Source organism: Microbacterium sp. Bi128, assembly GCF_918698205.1.
On sequence record NZ_CAKKMM010000666.1, the window covers coordinates 1 to 2,710 of the forward strand.

The window sequence follows — 2,710 nt, forward strand, 5'->3', positions numbered from 1 at the left end:
TCATTGAACTCATGGGCGGCATTGAGCCGGCCCGGACCCTGATCCTCACCGCCATGCGGCACGGTGCCTGTGTTGTCAGCGGCAACAAGGCGCTCCTGGCCCAGGACGGCCCCACACTGTACGAGGAAGCGGACAAGGCCGGGGTGCAGCTGTCCTACGAGGCCGCCGTGGCCGGCGCCATCCCCATCCTGCGGCCCATCCGCGACAGCCTGTCCGGCGACCGGATCACCCGGGTGCTCGGGATTGTCAACGGCACCACCAACTTCATCCTCGACCAGATGGACTCCACCGGCGCGCAGTTCGCCGACGCACTGGCCGAGGCCCAGCGCCTGGGCTACGCGGAAGCCGACCCCACGGCCGACATCGAAGGCTACGACGCCGCCGCCAAGGCCGCGATCCTCGCCTCACTGTCCTTCCACACGCGGTTCGCCCTGGAAGACGTCTCGTGCGAGGGCATCACGTCGGTCACCGCGGCGGACATCGCCGCCGCCAAGGAAGCCGGCTTTGTCATCAAGCTGCTGGCCATTGCCGAGAAACTGGTTGACGAGGACGGCAAAACCGGCGTCTCGGTCCGTGTCCACCCCACGCTCCTGCCCCGCGAGCACCCCCTCGCCGCTGTCCGCGGTGCATTCAACGCCGTCTTCATCGAAGCCGAGAATGCCGGCGAGCTCATGTTCTACGGCCAGGGTGCTGGCGGCACCCCGACGGCGTCCGCCGTGCTGGGCGACCTCGTCTCCGCGGCCCGCCGCATTGTCCTGGGCGGCCCCGGCCGCACCGAAACCACCACGGGGCACGTGCCATCGCTGCCCATCGACGCGGCCGTCACCAGCTACTACATCGGACTCGACGTCGCGGACCAGCCCGGCGTCCTGGCCAGGATCGCGCAGCTTTTCGCCGAGCACGGCGTGTCCATCGAAATCATGCGGCAGACCATTCACCGCGACGCCGACTCCAACGTGGAATCGGCCGAGCTGCGGATCGTGACACACCGTGCACGCGAAGCCGCACTTGCAGCAACCGTCGAGGCCGTCAGGCGCCTGGACGTCATCAATTCCGTTACATCCGTACTCCGGGTAGAAGGAGTCTAAGTGGCTCACCAATGGCGCGGTGTCATCCGCGAATACGCCGACCGTCTTCCTGTCACGGAAGCGACCAAGGTCATCAGCCTGGGCGAGGGCGGCACCCCGCTCGTGCACGCCCGCCACCTCTCCGAGCTGACCGGCAGCACCGTATACCTCAAGGTCGAAGGCATGAACCCGACCGGTTCCTTCAAGGACCGCGGCATGACAATGGCCATGACGGCAGCGGTGGCTGCCGGCGCCAAGGCCGTGGTCTGCGCCTCCACCGGCAATACCTCCGCCTCCGCCGCGGCCTACGCGACGGCGGCCGGGCTGCAGTGCGCGGTGCTGGTCCCGGAGGGCAAGATCTCCATGGGCAAGCTCAGCCAGGCAGTCGCGCACGGAGCCACGCTGCTGCAGGTGGACGGCAACTTCGACGACTGCCTCGACATCGCCCGCAAGCTCGGCGAGTCCTACCCGGTGTTCCTGGTCAACTCCGTCAACCCGGCCCGGATCGAAGGCCAGAAGACCGGCGCCTTCGAAGTGGTGGATTCGCTCGGCGACGCCCCCGACTTCCACGTGCTCCCGGTGGGCAATGCCGGCAACATCAGCGCGTACTGGAAGGGCTACAAGGAATACGCTGCGGCGTTTGAGTCGCCCACCGCCGGGTCGCTGCCCGCAGTGTCCACCAAGACACCCGTCATGTGGGGCTTCCAGGCCGCAGGGGCGGCGCCCTTCGTGGCCGGCCACCCCATCACCGAGCCCGACACCATTGCCACCGCCATCCGGATCGGCAACCCGGCCTCCTGGGACACCGCCGTGGCGGCCCGGGATGAATCCGGCGGCGTGATCGAGGCCGTCACGGACGAGGAAATCCTGTCCGCGCACCGGTGGCTCTCCGCCCGGGAAGGCGTTTTCGTGGAGCCCGGCTCCGCTGCCGGCGTCGCCGGGCTGATCAAAAAGCACGCGGCCGGGGAAGTGCCGGCAGGCAAGACGATCGTGATCACGGTGACCGGTCACGGACTCAAGGACCCGCAGTGGGCCCTGCGCACCGAGGACGGCAGCGACGTGCAGCCGGTCAAGGTCTCCAACGACGTCGTCACCGTCGCCGCAGCACTGGGACTGGAAGAAAAATAACGTTGGAAACAACCGTCACCGTCCCGGCCGAATCAGCTGCCGGCTCCCCGGCTGTTCCGGCGGGCCAGCTGGTCACCGTGCGTGTCCCGGCCACGAGCGCCAACCTGGGCCCCGGGTACGACAGCCTCGGCCTGGCCCTCTCGCTGCATGACACGCTGACCGTGGAAACCCTGGCCAGTGGTGAACTTGAATTCGAGCTCAGCGGCGAGGGTGCCGAGTCCCTGCCCCGCGATGCGACGCACCTCGTGGTCAAGGCCCTGACCGAGGCCCTGCACCGCCTTGGGTTCCGGCACGAAGGCCTACGGATCACAGCGGACAACGTCAACCCGCACGGACGGGGCCTGGGCTCATCGGCCTCGGCCGTGGTGGCGGCCGTCAGCGCCGCCAATGCCCTGGTTCCGGAGGCCTCCCGGCGTGGCCGCGACTGGATCCTGCAGCTCACAAGCGAAATTGAAGGCCACCCGGACAACGTTGCACCCGCCATTTTCGGCGGACTGGCGCTGTCATGGCAGGAC

General features: G+C 68.2%; 3 protein-coding genes. All 3 read left to right on the plus strand.

The window, feature by feature from the left end; genetic code table 11:
• A partial coding sequence (locus LQV45_RS24545) for a homoserine dehydrogenase (RefSeq protein WP_230009219.1) occupies window positions 1-1,088 on the plus strand: 1,088 nt, incomplete at its 5' end.
• Window positions 1,089-2,195: a threonine synthase gene (gene thrC / locus LQV45_RS24550; protein ID WP_028276075.1), complete on the plus strand. Its 1,107-nt coding sequence runs from the start codon at window positions 1,089-1,091 to the stop codon at window positions 2,193-2,195. It begins immediately after the preceding gene.
• A gap of 2 nt (window positions 2,196-2,197) precedes the next feature.
• Window positions 2,198-2,710, plus strand: a 513-nt coding sequence (locus tag LQV45_RS24555; RefSeq protein WP_374208288.1) for a homoserine kinase, incomplete at its 3' end; no start/stop codon positions are given.